Raw genomic sequence first — 16,157 nt, 5'->3', positions numbered from 1 at the left:
TCCCAGACATACTAATTAGTTTAATCAATTAAAAATATAAATACTCATGAAAACTTTTCAGACCGCCATCATTTTTGGCCTTTTTGGAGCAGTTGCTGTTTCCATATCGTTCGCGGCACAATGGCCAACTTGGGTTATGTTTATTGCCTGGGTGAGTTATTACATTTTTGGCAGAAATATCAAAAACTCAATCTTTGCTTTTATTCAAATTATTTTAGGAATTGTAATGGGCGCTATGATCCAATTAACCGGAATGTTTTTTGGTGGCTATCTTGGTGCATTTGGCCTGCCTTTATCCATATTTATTTTCATTGGTTCATTGGCATACATTTCAAAAATAAAAAGCTTAAGTACTATCCCTGCTTGGTTTCTTGGACTTATCGTGTTTTTTGGTATTCACCCTAAAATTGAACTTTTGCCACTTTTAGAATTAGCAGTACCACTAATCTTTGGATTCATATTTGCCCTTCTAAATGATACTGCTGTACATAAAATTCAATCTGCTTCTGAACATTAAGTAAGATCTTTATTTCTTATTCAATTATAATACTCGATGAGTAAAAGATGGCGTCAACCAAAGAAAAATGACGCCATCTTTTTTTTATAAAAATCAGTAGAATTGACCATTTATTGTTAACATCAAATGACAGAATTAATTTTTAAAGCATAGTTTTACAAAATTTGATGTATGATATATTATTGGGGTTCTGTCGCATCTGTCAGAATCAAATATAAGAATTTAAGTAATCTAAAATTTAGCCCGAAAATTTGTAGATTGATTTAAACATAGATATCCCTGGTTTGACCATCTGATTCTTTCTAAGCATATGCATAACTTCAATTCCACTCAATGTTTGTCTGGCCGATTCAAAGCTTTTAAAGCCTAACCCGTTTTGTATTCTCCATTTTTCAAATCGATGGTCCTGTTCTACAATATTGTTGAGATATTTACACCGTCGAATTTTAATCTTTGAAAACGAACGCTTGTTATAGACTTTGATCGCTGACAATTGGCTCCATTTTTTTTACCCCTTCTACTAAATACGATAACTTTGAATCATTTTTTGCCTTTATTTCTTTCTCTAAAATAATACTAAGAGTCAACTGCATCAGTGTATATATTTATATGAAAAATAACACAAATAGTGATTTATCGTTCGATAACTTAACAGGATTCGAACACTAAGAATTAAGAGAAACTATAACTTTATAATATCCTACTTTTTTCTAGTTACTGTTCAATTTCAGAAAATGAAATCTCATTTTTAAATGATTTAATATTTCATAATTATTTGAATTTCCTGCTCTCATTTTTTCAAATATAAACGGTTGCTCGATTGAATCAAAAAATTGGTTTTTCCATAACTAAAATAATGAAAGAATCGCGACTTCATAATTTGTAATTCCGGATCTTATTAATTGTTTTTTTATTTAGTTTTAATTGTATTTCCTTTAACATAAAATGAAATGAATTAAGTATAGTTTCGTGGAATAAAATGTAGGCAATAGACTAAAAATAATTTTGTACTGAAAGCATTATGGCATCAGTATATTAAAACAACAGCTATATAGATTGATCTTTACAATATTTTTTAACACAGCAATTTTTCAAGGAATAGTTTTAGGAGCAATAATCTTAAAATCACCATTGTTCAAAAGCAAAGCCAATAAATATTTGGCCTATGCAATATTTACGCTTTCCATTCTTATTGCTAACCTCGTCTTTGAAATAATTGATCTTTACAGCAGTATACCTTTTCTGCATTTTCTTGATGATGTCGAATGGGCATTTCTCTTTCCTGTTTTAATTTTTATGTTTGTTGTACATCAGTTGAATCATCCTATCAGAAATTCGAAAAAGATTCGATGGTTGTATGCACCGTTTCTATATTCAGCCATTACAAATGTTTTTTATGACTGCGATGCTGTAGCGCATATTTTTACAATTCCGCATTTTCTTAAAAGCATTTTAGAAACTATTGGAAGTTTTGATTTTTATCTTGTTCTGGTATTTATGCCCTTTATGGCTGTTTATACCTTCGGATTTATTAAATTTTCAAAAGATAAACAGGAAAAGAAATGGATCACTTTTTTATGGTTTTTGGTTTATGTATTAATGCTTTCCTGGATGGTGGCTATTCTGACAGGCTTGCTTTTTGAATATGATCTTTCGTATGTTATGCAGATTCTGGCATTGTTTGCTACATTTTTAATTCATTGTACAGCTTATTATGGTGTGTTTAGATACAGGCTGGCCGACAATAAAGTAGGAATAGAAGAACTGTTAAATAAAAAGACTTTGTCAGAAGATGAAATATCTGTCGAAGAAGTAATCCTTAAAAAAGGAAATGATACAAATGGTTTAGATCTCTTTACAAAAGAAAACCCTTATTTTAAGAGGCTGGAAATACTTTGCGAAGAGCATCAAATTTATAAAGATAGCAATCTAAACAGAGAAAAAGTAGCAGAACAGCTCGGAATAAGTGCAGGATATGTTTCGCAACTCATTAATATGATTACGGGTGATAACTTTGCCAATTATATAAATAACTATCGGGTCGAAGCCGTGAAAGAAATGATTCTGGATTCAGACTATGAAAACTACAGCTTACTGGCAATAGGATTAGAATCTGGATTCACTTCGAAGACAACATTTCACAATGCCTTCAAAAAATCTACAGGTATGACACCAAACAGTTTTCGGAATACCAATAAATAAGTTCGGATTTCTCCAGTCTTAAGATATTTGGACTTTATCGGTTTTTATTTCATTTAGGTTTGCCATCATAATCAACTTAATCATTGCAATTTATATGAAATTAAATCGACTCATTTTTACGACTGCGATTTTGTCTGCAGTCTCGGTCCAGGCACAAACTACCGAAAAAAAGAACCAGCTGGAATTTTCGACAGGCTATAATTTTGGCTATTTGAAAAACCTCGAGTTTGCGCCAGTGTCAATGTATGAGTATGAAGGCTCGGTGTCTAAATTAAATTACACACATACTAGTAAAAAAGAAAATCTATTTGAAATTAAGATGGATTATCTTTCATCTGAACTAAAAACCGATAAACTTTCCAATCTCAATAATGATTTTGCGAAAGTCGGGTTGGGTTTTTCTTATCTCAAAAAGATTTATGATAAAGATCGATTTGTTATATATGGAGGACTTCAATCACAGACCACTACTTCTATTTATAAAAATCCAAACACTTCTTCTTTTAATAATGAGGATTATTATACGCTACATCAGGAATTTGGAATAACGGTTAGATTTAGATACCAATCTAGTAAAAAACAATATTTATCATCAAAATTAACTCTTCCTGTAGTGTTACTTAGAGTTACTAACGCAGAAGGTAAGTTTTATACCATAGACAACTATCAAAGTGTTTTATGGGAATTGGAGTATGGTTATAAGCTTTCTAATCATTTTGATGTAAAAGCAGTCTATAATTTTAATTATGCGAGGCTTCAGGTGCCAAGTGCATACAGAGAACTGCAGCATCAATTAAATCTGGGTATTAACTATAAATTTTAATTATGAAACAAATTAAATCTTTGGGATGCTTTTTTGCAATTATCTTTATGGTTTTATTTACCTCCTGTGCAGACATGCTTATGGGTGATGAAGGAAAATATGATGAAGACATCTATTTAAATTACAAGACAAAAACAGTATTAGAATTGCCTTTTGAAGATGACTGGTATATAGTCGCAGGAGGGAAATCTCTAGAATTAAATCATCATTTTATGCCTAACCGGCACCAGAGATATGCACTGGACATTGTTCATATAATAAACAGAAGAGGGAATACAGGAGACGGAACCAAAAATGAAGATTATTATTGTTTTGGGAAACGTTTGAATGCGCCTGGAGACGGAAAGATAATAGCGATGGAAAACGCAATTGAGGATAATGTTCCCGGAATTAAAAACAGTAAGCAATCGTTAGGGAATTATATTATTATTGATCATTTGAATGGGGAGTTTTCCTTTATGCTTCATTTAAAAAAGAATTCTATAATAGTAGCGGTCGGAGATACGGTAGAGAGAGGCCAGCAGGTTGGTCTGGCTGGAAACAGCGGTTATTCTACAGGGCCGCATCTGCATTATCATCTGCAGACAACTTCATCTCTTACAACTGGTGTTGGTCTCCCTATGCAATTTCAAAACTACTATGCCGACGATGTTTTTACAGAGAGAGGAGAGCCAATTACTTCCCAGATAGTGAGGAAAAATTAAAAAATGATAATTTTAGAATCTGCATTTATTTAGTAATTTTATCCTTTTTAGAAAAACAATCGAAACCTAATACTAGGCTAAAAAATGCTTTATATGGACCAACTAATGAGCTTTTTTGTTGCAGGAACTACTTTACTGCTGGCATTTTTAATCTTTACAAATATCAATCAGACAAACAGTAAAGTTAATCGATGGTTTGTTTTTTTTATTTTATGCATTTTCCTTATTCAGTTTAATGATCTGTTAGAAAAAACGGAGTTTCTAAAAATAAGAAGGATTACAAATGATTTCTTGGGTATAGTAGATTTTATTGTAGCTCCGGTTTTCTATTTTAGTGTAATTTATTTTATTACGCCTAATAGAAAATGGCAAATAAGAGATCATTTTCATTTTGCATTTGCTTTTATAATTTTAGTACTGCTTTCAATCTCGCTCCTAATAGAGATAAAAGATCCTCCTAGAGCAGAGGATAAAGAAAATGCCGCTATAATTATTACTGTTTTTAATTTAGTCTTCTCTTGTCAAGTTGCCGTTTATTGTATTGCTGCTTATAGAGAAATCACAGTTTATCAAAAGAATTTACTTCTGTACACTTCAGACACATCGGAAACCAATTTAAAATGGCTACAAAAAGTAGTAGTTTGTGTATTAATCATAACTGGGGTGTGGTTAATTGATAATGTTTTTAAACTAGCAAAAATCTATGCTTTTTTTGACATTATCGCTAGTGCTATCTATCTTTTCGGGATTTTTTATATTTCCTATTTTTCTTTAAAACAAAAAAAATATTATCCACTTAATAAACAGGAAAAAGAGCAAATAGACACCATTATTTCTGAGAGTTCTGACTTAGAAGGCAAGCCCAAAAAACTGATCTCTGATAAGGATTTACAAGAAATAAAATCTGCTCTAATTTACATAATGGACAATGAAAAACCTTTTTTGAATCCTGAATTGAGTTTATTTAAATTAGCTTCTCAATTGGATATTTCATCTCATCTGCTTTCTTATGTCATCAATAATGGCTGTGACGAAAATTTTTATCAATTTATCAATAGGTACAGAATCGAAGAAGCAAAAAAAATGATTCAGGATCCCGGTATGCAGTATTTAAGTTTAATGGGAATTGCTTTTGAAGTTGGATTCAATTCTAAAACGGTCTTTAATACTACTTTTAAGAAAAGTACCAATCAGACCCCGTCTGAATTTAAAAAATCTAACCTTTTAATATAACTCTTTTACACTATTATTATTATTTTTCTGTGATAGTGGCTTTGCAGCTTATTTTAAATAGGTTCTGATTCATAAATCAGAACCTATAATGGCTAAATTATAGCAATATTTGTGTTCTATTTACTAAAAAATACACACATGATTTTTACAAAAGCATCCTGGAAATTAAATCCAAACAAAACCACAAACGTTACATTATTATGTACTTTTATACTCACTATTTCTGCTTTTATTTTTACTTCTTGTTCCGATGATGATAAAAATAGTACTGCCGAATATCCGGGAACTACAGTGAATTTAGGAACTCATAAACTCATGGCCTATACAGTAGCTAAAAACTCAAAATATCTGGTTGTTTTTGAATCCGGGCATGGTAATGATCACACGTCCTGGTACAGCAGCGGAAAATCTTCTGAGATTTTATCTATCGCTGATTTTTTAGATTCTGACGTTTTACTATACGATAGAGCCGGTTATGGGAAATCAGAATTCAATACTGAGCCCAGAGATATTAATAAATTAAGAAGTGAGCTTGAAACAGTTATTGATCAATTTGCAAAAGGCAGAAAAGTAGTCCTTGTAGGTCATTCACTAGGAGGAATGATTATTAGAGATTATGCAATAAAAAATCCTGCAAAAGTTGCAGGATTATTATTCGTTGATTCTTCTCACGAAAAAAAAAATCATATTTCGCAAGACGAACTAAATACATTTTATAATAATTATAAAATTACTTACGGCGCAAATTCAGGCATAGCACTGGAAACTCTGCAATTAATTGAAGATTTTAAATATATGGAAGTTTTGCCTAATTTACCTGATGTTCCAACCATTATACTGACAAGTATGAAAATTGATGCCCAAAATGATGCCGCATCAAAACAACAATGGTATGATGCCCACCAATCTCTAAAGGTTGGAGTAACTGATTTTACACATATTACCACAGTAAATTCTGGACATTTTATCCAACTTGACGAGCCTAAACTAGTTTTAGAGAATATTAAACTATTGTTATTTAAATAATTTCTCATATTACTGGAGTTGCCTCAAATTTTACCACAAAACATAAAGGCGATTTTTAAAGATATCTCAGTTATATTTATTGCAAAATCGTGGCACTAGGGGATTTTAAAAACAGAAAACACAATAAATAAATAAATAACTATCAAATTGAGTTCGAAGCATGAAGCGATCTTATGAGTTTTATCAATCCCCAACGGGACATCCAAAATAAAATCATAATTTCTTCGTAAAAAATGAAACTTCAATTTGCCAAAATCTCTGCGATTGCGGTTAGAGACTATTGGCAGTACTTTAATTCTGATCTTTTCTTTTTAATGTTTTCGGGTAAACAATACTTATTTAATGAAATAATCTTACGTGTAATATTATAATTAAATTTCCACCTTATATTTTGTATTGACTTAAAAATAATAATACCTTTAATAAAGACTGATCAATGTATATTAGCAACAACAAACCAATCATTTGATGAGAAAAATAATTATCCTTGTTATTTTACAGTTTTTATCCTACTCTACTTTAGGGCAAAATGCCTCTCCAACGGATTCTATAATAAATGATACCGTTAAAAATATCAGGTTTAATTACAAACAGCTTATCATTCCGGGAGTTTTAATAGGATATGGTTTTTGGGGAGCTGAAAGCGGCCAGATAAAAAGTTTCAACTTTCAAATCCGTGACGAATTTACAGAGGACATTGATCAAAAGGTTACAATAGATGATTTTTCAAGATATGTTCCTGCTGTTTCTGTTTATGCGCTTAATGCGTTTGGGGTCAAGGGAAAAAATAATATGCGGGACCGATCTGTAATTCTGGCGACTTCAACTATTATAACCGTGGGAACTGTTTTTGCTTTGAAGTCGATTACTAATGTAGAACGCCCGGATGGATCTTCCAACAATTCATTTCCTTCTGGTCATACCGCTATCGCTTTTGCAGGCGCTGAATTTTTATATCAGGAATATAAAGACAAATCCATATGGTACGGCGTGGCAGGGTATGCGGTGGCTGCAGGTACTGGGATATTTCGAATGTACAACAACAGGCACTGGCTTACAGATGTAGCTGCAGGTGCAGGAATTGGAATTCTGAGTACCAAAATTGCCTACTGGATGAATCCCTATATTTCAAGAAAATTATTTCATGGTGAACAAAATAAATCGACATCTTTTATAGCCCCTTCATACGATGGTAAGAATTTTACAATCTGCTATTTTAAAACATTTTAGGATTATTAAATTTTAATTAAGAACCCTTTTATTCAGTTTTTCTTCAGAATTCATTTGTAAATTGCAGCATGAAAATTCTTATTATTGAAGATGAGCGCGAAATTGCGCAAAGCATCAAAGACTACTTTAAAACAAACGGCATTCAATGCGAAACCGCCGAAAACTATAATTTGGCACTCACCAAAATAGACAGTTATGATTACGACTGTATCTTATTGGATCTTATGCTGCCAGATGGTGATGGTTTTGATATTTTAAAAGAGTTAAAAGCTAAAAATAAAACCGAAGGGGTAATTATTATCTCAGCAAAAGAAAACCTTGAAACGCGTTTGGAGGGATTTAATCTGGGCGCTGACGATTATTTGACTAAACCTTTTCATCTGGCTGAATTATTGGTTCGCATGCAGGCGCTTATACGTCGTAAAAATTTTAAAGGAAGCAATAGTGTTGTCTTTAATGAAATTGCGGTCGATATTTTCTCCAAAACAGTAGCTGTAAATGATATAAAACTGGATCTTACCAAAAAAGAATTAGATTTACTTTTGTTTTTAATTGGCAACGAAAATAAAGTATTATCAAAATCTGCCATTGCAGAACATCTTTCCGGTGATATGGCAGATATGCTGGACAATCATGATTTTATATATGCCCATATCAAAAATCTTAAAAAGAAACTAACTCAGGCCGGCAGCGGAGATTATATAAAAACAGTGTACGGCTTAGGATACAAATGGGAAAATGAGCAATAAAAAACTACTTCTTAAAACAACCAACAGTTTTCTTATTTATGCTGTTGTTATACTTTTAATAGCAGCGCCGGTATTTTATTATACCTGCCAATGGCTCTACATTTATGAAACAGATGAAGTACTGCTTTTCCATAAAGGGGCTTTTGTAAATGAGAGCCATAGCAATTATAAAGCTGCTGACATTGCGGCATGGAACAAATACAATCATAATGTTACTATTGTGCCCGATATGGGCGTAACCAAAGATTCCATCGTTGGTGAGATGATTTTTGAAGCCATAGCCAATGAAAAAGAGCCTTTTCGCATACTTTATGCCCCGGTAGAAATAAACGGAAAAAAGTATACTTATATAGAAAAGCGTAATCTGGTAGAAATGGAAGGAATGGTCATTAGCGTTGCGTTCATGTTCCTTTTTATCATCATTATCCTGCTGACAGGGATTATCTGGATATCCAAAAAATCGGCTGCACAAATCTGGAAACCTTTCTATAATACACTGAGCCAGATTGAGGAGTTTGAAATTGATAAAAACAATTCGCCGCAATTTATTGCAACAGATATTGATGAATTTGACAGGCTTAATAAAAGTCTGGAGCGCTTAATAGAAAAAAACATTATTATTTATAAAAGTCAAAGAGAATTTGTGGAAAATGCAGCTCATGAACTTCAGACCCCTTTAGCTTTATTTCAGACTAAAATTGACACGCTGCAGCAATTGGACTTAACCCGCGAACAATCTGCCTTAGTAGGATCTCTTAATAAGGATGTTTCAAGATTAAACAGACTGAATAAAAACCTTTTATTACTTTCTAAAATTGATAATGAAATTTATCTGGAACAGGAAACCATTATTTTAAATGAATATATTGATAAAAATCTTGATTTCTTCATTGAACAGGCACAAGCCAAAAATGTAAAAATCAATACGCATTTTAAAAATATTCTAAGAACAAAAGGAAATACTGCCCTTACAGAAGTATTGCTTAATAATTTATTCCTGAATGCCATTCGCCACAATGTGAAAAATGGTGTAATAGATATTATCATAGAAAACAATTCCCTCAAATTTGTCAATACCGGTCAGGAAACACCTTTGGGAGCGCAGAGCATCTTTAACCGTTTTTCAAAAGTAAATCCGTCGTCTCAGGGAAATGGGCTGGGACTGGCAATTATCAAAAAAATCTGCGAAATTAACCAGTGGGAAATCCGTTATTCTTTTAATGATAATCTACATACTTTTGAGGTGATTTTTTAGAAAATTCAAACTTCCTACAGAATCACTTTTGAGCTTTGTACTATTCTTTTTTTTAAATAGTACAAATGAAATCAAAAACACTACTGCTCTTCTCTTTTCTGCTGATAGCCGTAATGCAATTATCTGCCCAGAAAAAAACTGTAATTCTTTCGGGAATTATTACCGATAGTAAATCCAAAGTTGCGATACCTTACGCCAATGTTGTTTTAAAATCTTCAAAAGATTCTAAAATTTTCTTCGTAACCGTTAGCGGCGAAGATGGACGCTTTACCATAACAGGAGTAAATTCAGGAAATTTTACGCTGGAAGTAACTTCAATTGGTTTTAAAACAAAATCAAAGTCCGTATTTGTTGGCAGTCTTTCTGATTATCTGGATCTTGGAACTGTCGAACTTGAAGAAGACATCAATACTTTATCTGAAGTAATGGTAAGCTCAAACATGCAAAAAAATCCTGTTACAATGGATAAAAAAGTGTTTGCAGTCGCTGATAATATTACGCAAAGCGGAGGTTCAGTTTTACAGTCGATGCAAAATCTACCTGGCGTTACCGTTCAGAATGGTAAAGTTCAGTTAAGAGGAAATGATAAAGTTACCATCTTAATTGACGGGAAGCAAACTGCGCTAACAGGATTTGGAAATCAGTCGGGACTGGATAATATTCCCGCTTCTGCTATCGAAAAAATTGAAATCATCAATAATCCTTCCTCAAAATATGATGCAAACGGAAATGCAGGAATCATCAATATCATTTATAAAAAAAATAAGCAGGATGGCCTCAATGGTAAAATTGGAATCAGTTCTGGTTATGGCGCGTTGTGGGAGCGCAAGGCAAATCTTCCCACGATCAGGGACCAATATCACATGACTCCTAAAATCAATCCGAGTTTATCTTTAAATTACAGAAAAAACAAAGTAAACACCTATTTACAAGCTGATTATCTGTATACCGAAACCCTAAACAAAAATGAGTTTGTAACCAGAACCTATGATGACGGAACCATAATTAACCAGCAAACTAAGCGAAATCGCGACACGCATTTTACCACTATCAAAACGGGAATCGACTGGAATTACAACGACCAGAATACTTTTTCATTTTCCGGATTATTTGGAAGCGAAAAAATTATCGATCACGGCGATGAGCCTTTTTTTAACCAAGATTACTCTCAGCCTTTGCGTTTATGGCAATTTCTTGAAGATGAGCTTAAGACAACCGTCATGGCAAGCGCTTCTTACCAGCATAAATTTAGACAAGCTGGGCGAAAATTAAATGCGGGAATTAATTACACGTACCATCAGGAAGATGAAAAATATTTCTTTGATAATATTCTGCCAGCTTCTACAGGACAAGATGCCTTTAAATTACTTTCAGATGAAAAAGTAATCGACTTAAATTTAGATTATGTTCAGCCTTTAAAATACGGTCGTTTTGAAACGGGAATTAAATTTAGAAATCGGGAAATTCCAACCAACATGCAGTTTTTTCCGGGCGAAAACTCCCCTATCGATGCCAATGCAGGTGGTTGGGCCACTTATAAAGAAATCATTCCTGCTATTTATGGAAACTATATTTATGAAACAGAAAGAATTGAAGCTGAGTTGGGACTGCGTTATGAATATGTACAGCTAAAGTATGAGGTAAACCCCAATCATCCTACTTATAAAAGTAACGGTTATAATTATACAGAACCTTTTCCAAGTGTTAAGCTTGCTTACAAAATAGATGATAAAAATAAATTTACCGCTTTTTACAACCGCCGTGTTGACAGGCCTAATGAAGTCGATATTCGTATTTTTCCTAAATACGATGATGCTGAAATTATTAAAGTAGGAAATCCTGCCCTTCGTCCGCAGTACACAAGTGCCTTTGAAGTGGGGTATAAAACCGATTTTAAGAAGGGCTATTTTTTAGGTTCTCTCTATTACAGAGTTGTAAATGGAACTATTACCCGAATTGCAACAACAGTTCCCGGCAGTCCTAACATTTATAATGTGTTTCAGAATGCCATGGAAAGTTCTTCTTTTGGGATTGAGCTTGTCTTTGCAAAAGAAATTACGCCTTGGTATTCTTTTAATCTGAATGGAAATTTATATAAAAATACAATAGACGCTTTTACGGTTACCAATTTATATCCAGTTGCGTCAACTTATAGCGGAAGTCTTCAGGAAATTACTTCGAGTAATGTAAAATGGAATAATACTTTTCAATTTAACAAAACACTTTCCGGACAGGTTTCTATGGTTTATCTGGCTCCGGACATTATTCCACAGGGAAAAATTGACTCTCGCTTTTCTACAGATCTTGGTGTAAAAAAGAGTGTGCAGAAAGGAAAAGGCGAAGTATTCATAAATGCCACCGATATCTTCGATACACTGGTAATAAAAAAAGAAATTCAGGGTGAAGGTTTCCGCTACACTAGTAAGGATTACTATGAGACACAAGTAGTTCGCTTTGGCTACAGTTATAAATTCTGATTTCCCAATAAAAACCAAAATTCAAAATAAATTCAGAATTGGATTATAAAATTTGCTTTTCAATACTAAAAATATATGAATAAATTATCTTCAAAATACGGCAGATATTCGCTGTTGTTTCATTTCATTATCTGGTTTTTAACCCTTTCACTGTTGCTGAGAATTGCTTTTTTTATATGGCAATATGACGAAGTTTCTTGGAGTTTAATTTCCATTTTAAGAACATTCTTTACAGGTTTGTTTTTTGATTTTGGTACTGTTACTTTCATTTCACTCTGCAGTATATTTTATTATAGTCTAATGCCCAATAAATGGATTGGCTCGATATTAGATAAAATCCTTATTTATTTTTTCACATCACTCACGGTCTTTATTCTTGTATTTACTTTTTTTGCCGAATTGACATTTTGGGATGAATTTAAAACCAGATTTAATTTTATAGCCGTTGATTATCTTATCTATACGCATGAAGTAGTAGCCAATATCAAACAGTCTTATCCGCTTCCTTTGCTAATTGGCGGGGTTTTACTGCTAAGTGCAGCATTTCTGTTTCTTTTTTATCAGCAAAAAGCTTTTACAACAACTTTTACTTCAAAATCAACTTTAAAAACCAGACTTTCAGTTTTATCCTCATCCATTATTGTGGCTCTTTTTTTTGGTTTCTTTATTAGAAATAATCAGGCGGAATGGTCTACAAACCGCTATAATTCTGAAATTTCAAAATCAGGAATTTATTCCTTTTTTGCCGCTTTTAGAAACAACCAGATGAAATATGTTGACTTCTATACTTCAATTCATAATGACAAAGCTTTTGGTGTTATAAGAAAGAAACTGGCAGCTGATAATGCTGTTTATTTTAAAAGTGATTATTCTATTCATAGAAAAATAACAGACAGTACTGCTTCTCTTAAAAACAAAAATGTCGTTTTTATTTTGGTCGAAAGCCTTAGCGGAAGTTTTCTTAAGGAGTTTGGAAATAAGGAAAACATAACTCCATTTCTGGACAGTCTCGCCCAAAAAAGTATCTTTTTTGAGGATTTATATGCCACGGGAACCAGAACGGTTCGAGGCATGGAGGCCGTTACTTTATGTATTCCTCCCACGCCGGGCCAGAGCATTGTAAAAAGACCTAATAACCAAAATCTATATACGGTTTCTAATGTTTTTAAAACCCGAAAATACGATTGTAATTTTTTCTATGGCGGAGACGGTTACTTTGATAATATGAATGCCTATTTTGGAGGCAACGGATTTACGATTTATGATCGTGGACGAGGAAGCGTTTTGAGCGACGAAATCAAAACCGTACGCCATAATATAAATGATAACGAAGTTACTTTTGAAAATGCGTGGGGAATTTGTGATCAGGACATTTTCAATAAAATGCTAAAAGTGGTAGATTTACAATACAAAGCCGGAAAGCCATTTTTTAATTTTGTAATGACAACTTCCAATCACAGGCCTTTTACTTATCCTTCAGGAAAGATTGATATTCCATCGGGAACAAGCCGTGAAGGAGCGGTAAAATACACCGATTTTGCCTTGAAAGAATTATTCAAAAAAGCCAAAACAAAACCCTGGTTTAAAAACACAGTATTTGTAATCATTGCAGACCATTGCGCCAGCAGCGCTGGAAAAGATGAAATAGATGTTGCCAATTACCATATTCCGGCCTTCATTGTGAATTTACCAGAGAATCAGAATCAAAAAATAACCAAACAGTGTTCGCAAATCGACCTATGGCCTACTCTTTTTTCTTTGTTTCACTGGAACTATGAATCTGATTTTTTTGGGAAAAATGTTTTGGATGCCAATTTTGAACAAAGAGCATTAATGGGAACGTATCGCAAATTGGTTTTGATGAAAAAGGAAAAGGTAATGATTTTATCCGATCAGAAGAAACAAGCCTTTTACTCATGGAACAAAAAAGATAATAGTCTTAAAGCTCTTACTATCGATCAATTATTTTTAGAAGAAACTATTTCATGGTACCAGACTGCCGATTTTCTTTTTACCAATAAACTTTTAAAATAATGATTTACATTCATTTTATAATCAATCCTATATCCGGAAGTGGAAAACACAATTTGTCTGCTTCCTATCTTTTAAGTCAATTTCCGAAAGAAAAATATAAAATTGAAATTGATTATACCAATCAAAAAAAGCATGCCATAGTACTCACAAAAGCGGCTATTGTACACAATCCCGATTATATAATTGCTTGTGGCGGAGACGGAACCATCAACGAAGTAGCTTCTTGCCTTGTGGGAACTTCAATTAAGTTAGGAATTATTCCGGTAGGTTCAGGAAACGGGCTGGCCTCTAACTTGAATATTCCCAGAAATTTTGACAAAGCAATTGCTATCATTAAAAAAGGAAATGCAACAACGATGGATGTGGGACAGCTAAATCACAAATACTTTTTCAGCAATATGGGTATTGGCATTGATGCCATGATTATAAAAAAATATGAGAGAGCAGGAAAAAGAACACTTCCCGCTTATATCAAGGCTGCATTATCTTCCAGCTTAGAATTTAAACCGCAAAAAACCATTGTACATTTTAACGATCAAATTATAGAAACAGATCCTTTGATGTTATTCATATCTAACTCAAACGAAATGGGTTATAACATGAGCCTGACTCCAAAAGCAAGTCTTCATGACGGATTATTGGATATGATTATTATACCGAAATTGTCTTTTTTTGAAAAAATTATGCTGGGTTATCATGTGCTTCGAAATTCAATTGAAAAATTTGAAAAGGCAAAACACTTTTTAGTAAAAGATATTCAAATCGAAATGCCGGCCAAAATCTTCATTGATGCCCAAATTGACGGAGAACAGTATAATTTAAAAACAAATGAAATAAAAGTAAGCATACTTCCCAACGGTTTGCAGGTTCTTGTTCATTTATAAAAAACATAAATTCCATAGAGAGACTTACATAATCTGTCTATGGAAATTAATTTTTGTAATTCTTAATTTATATACTGCTTTAAAATTGCCTTACGAAACTGCATCCCAATTCTTTTCCGTTATAAAAAGGCATAATCATCGATGTGGTTTTATTTTCTTTTGAGGATTTAAACACCTTATTCTGCAGATAAGGATATATCCAATAAGCGGCTTTTGTACTTAATATTCCTATACCTGCGCCCGCCACTACATCTGTAAGCCAGTGCCTGTCATTATACATTCTAAAAAGTCCCGTTCCTGTTGCTACTGCATATCCTGCAATTCCGTACCAAATTGATTGGTCCTTATATTCCTGATACATAAATTCGGCTCCCGCAAAAGCAGTAGCAGTATGTCCAGAAGGAAATGAGTTATTCGAAGACCCATCTGGTCTTTCAACTTTAGTAATGTTTTTCAGGGCAAATACCGAAGCGCTCATCATTAAATAAGAACTGGCCAAAATAATAGAGCGGTCTTTTAGGTTATTTTTCCCTTTTACGCCAAAAGCATTAAGTGCATAAACAGAAGCTGCAGGTGCCCACTGAGAAAAATCATCAATAGAAACTTTATGATCAATATCCTCATTTACTTCTTCCTTAATTTCTGAATTATAACTCTTAAGCTGATCACTTTCCAAACCAATAAATCCATATCCCAAAAGAACCCCGGGAATGATTAATTGTTTGTAATTGAACTTTAAATTAGGTACAGTATCTTGTACAGCAATTGTATCACTTATTGTGTTTTGTGCACAAATCGAAGTCATACCAAAAAGGAAAAAGAGGAAGGTTTTTAACATTTTAAAAAAGATTAGAAATTACTAATTACGCTTGTTGAATAAAAAATAAACGTAGTTTTTCCTCATAGAAAACAGATTAAATTAAGACAATAAGTTCTTACTGTTAAAGATTAATAAGGCAAAGTTCAACATGAAATCTGAAGAAATTCTGTATTTACGGTGTTAGTATTTTTTTTAACAAAAAT

Annotated in this window: 13 protein-coding genes and 1 pseudogene; 12 read left to right on the top strand and 2 right to left on the bottom strand. The window is 33.0% G+C overall.

Annotation, left to right across the window (positions count from 1 at the left end):
* The first annotated feature begins 46 nt into the window (after positions 1–46).
* Complete coding sequence (locus BUE22_RS05740; protein ID WP_073394113.1) at positions 47–517, top strand: DUF1097 domain-containing protein; 471 nt, start codon at positions 47–49, stop codon at positions 515–517.
* 289 nt (positions 518–806) lie between these two features.
* Here BUE22_RS05740 and BUE22_RS05735 read toward each other — a convergent pair.
* Positions 807–1,010 (bottom strand): annotated as a pseudogene (locus tag BUE22_RS05735) (DDE-type integrase/transposase/recombinase); the annotation flags it as partial.
* Positions 1,011–1,648: 638 nt separating this feature from the next.
* Between BUE22_RS05735 and BUE22_RS05730 the strand changes: the two are divergent.
* From BUE22_RS05730 to BUE22_RS05680, 11 genes are all read left to right on the top strand, one after another.
* Positions 1,649–2,719, top strand: coding sequence for a helix-turn-helix domain-containing protein (locus tag BUE22_RS05730; RefSeq protein ID WP_243396811.1), 1,071 nt, complete (start codon positions 1,649–1,651; stop codon positions 2,717–2,719).
* A gap of 130 nt (positions 2,720–2,849) precedes the next feature.
* On the top strand, positions 2,850–3,542 hold the full coding sequence (locus BUE22_RS05725; protein ID WP_124020515.1) for a hypothetical protein: 693 nt from the start codon (positions 2,850–2,852) through the stop codon (positions 3,540–3,542).
* 47 nt (positions 3,543–3,589) lie between these two features.
* Positions 3,590–4,246 (top strand): M23 family metallopeptidase, encoded by a 657-nt coding sequence (locus BUE22_RS05720; RefSeq protein ID WP_159438466.1) that lies wholly within the window; start codon positions 3,590–3,592, stop codon positions 4,244–4,246.
* A gap of 93 nt (positions 4,247–4,339) precedes the next feature.
* Complete coding sequence (locus tag BUE22_RS05715) at positions 4,340–5,479, top strand: helix-turn-helix domain-containing protein (RefSeq protein ID WP_159438465.1); 1,140 nt, start codon at positions 4,340–4,342, stop codon at positions 5,477–5,479.
* A 138-nt stretch (positions 5,480–5,617) separates the two neighbouring features.
* Positions 5,618–6,505 carry an alpha/beta fold hydrolase gene (locus BUE22_RS05710; protein ID WP_084540215.1) on the top strand — a complete coding sequence of 296 codons (888 nt, stop codon included), beginning with the start codon at positions 5,618–5,620 and terminating at the stop codon, positions 6,503–6,505.
* A 468-nt stretch (positions 6,506–6,973) separates the two neighbouring features.
* A complete protein-coding gene (locus tag BUE22_RS05705; RefSeq protein ID WP_073394108.1) occupies positions 6,974–7,735 on the top strand; it encodes a phosphatase PAP2 family protein in 762 nt (253 codons plus the stop codon).
* Positions 7,736–7,803: 68 nt separating this feature from the next.
* Entirely contained in the window at positions 7,804–8,484 is a 681-nt protein-coding gene (locus BUE22_RS05700) for a response regulator transcription factor (RefSeq protein WP_042567096.1), read from the top strand.
* Positions 8,474–9,739 (top strand): sensor histidine kinase, encoded by a 1,266-nt coding sequence (locus BUE22_RS05695; protein WP_073394107.1) that lies wholly within the window; start codon positions 8,474–8,476, stop codon positions 9,737–9,739. Before BUE22_RS05700 ends, BUE22_RS05695 begins: the two co-directional genes overlap by 11 nt.
* A gap of 65 nt (positions 9,740–9,804) precedes the next feature.
* Positions 9,805–12,216, top strand: a complete 2,412-nt coding sequence (locus BUE22_RS05690; RefSeq protein ID WP_073394106.1) for a TonB-dependent receptor — start codon at positions 9,805–9,807, stop codon at positions 12,214–12,216.
* 75 nt (positions 12,217–12,291) lie between these two features.
* Entirely contained in the window at positions 12,292–14,250 is a 1,959-nt protein-coding gene (locus tag BUE22_RS05685) for an LTA synthase family protein (protein WP_073394105.1), read from the top strand.
* Positions 14,250–15,134 (top strand): diacylglycerol/lipid kinase family protein, encoded by an 885-nt coding sequence (locus tag BUE22_RS05680; protein WP_073394104.1) that lies wholly within the window; start codon positions 14,250–14,252, stop codon positions 15,132–15,134. The genes BUE22_RS05685 and BUE22_RS05680 overlap by 1 nt, the downstream gene beginning before the upstream one ends.
* A 79-nt stretch (positions 15,135–15,213) precedes the next feature.
* Here BUE22_RS05680 and BUE22_RS05675 read toward each other — a convergent pair whose 3' ends face one another.
* Complete coding sequence (locus BUE22_RS05675) at positions 15,214–15,972, bottom strand: phosphatase PAP2 family protein (RefSeq protein WP_084540214.1); 759 nt, start codon at positions 15,970–15,972, stop codon at positions 15,214–15,216.
* Positions 15,973–16,157: the final 185 nt, after the last annotated feature.

Origin of the sequence: Flavobacterium pectinovorum (assembly GCF_900142715.1) — a bacterium.
GTDB classification, from domain to species: Bacteria; Bacteroidota; Bacteroidia; order Flavobacteriales; family Flavobacteriaceae; genus Flavobacterium; species Flavobacterium pectinovorum.
Note: the sequence above shows the minus strand (reverse complement) of the source record. Positions and strands in the feature narration are given on the sequence as shown.